This is a genomic window from Ferrovum myxofaciens (assembly GCF_000735045.1).
Classification (GTDB): Bacteria; Pseudomonadota; Gammaproteobacteria; order Burkholderiales; family Ferrovaceae; genus Ferrovum; species Ferrovum myxofaciens.
Genome location: NZ_JPOQ01000188.1, coordinates 1 through 330 on the forward strand (window position 1 = coordinate 1; position 330 = coordinate 330).

At 38.2% G+C, this 330-nt stretch carries 1 protein-coding gene; it reads right to left on the bottom strand.

Going from position 1 to position 330, the window contains the following annotated elements; translation table 11 throughout:
* Positions 1–96: 96 nt before the first annotated feature.
* The coding region (locus tag IV91_RS19225) for a hypothetical protein (RefSeq protein ID WP_227509547.1) at positions 97–330 on the bottom strand (234 nt) is incomplete at its 5' end.

The following is a 330-nucleotide window of genomic DNA, read 5'->3' on the forward strand; positions in this document are numbered from 1 at the left end:
TTGCTTAAGGTGGTGGCCATGCATACGAATCAGGATGATCACTGACATCAGCACTATTATTGAGCAAGGTTTATATTTATGTAGGCTTAGTTCACGTTAACCCGCCTTTAACGAAATAAGCGAAAATATCGACAATTTTTCCGAATTAATTTCTATAATGCATTGATTATAAAGTATTCGCGTTTTTTGTTTTTGACGATATCGCTGTGTAGTGCCATAATATTTTGCAATGTTCACTAAAACCCCTTGCTTTTCTGGTAGCATCGTAGAATGTTTATTCGCCAAACCAGAACCAACAACAAAGCCACCGGGGAGTCCTACTTCACCCAT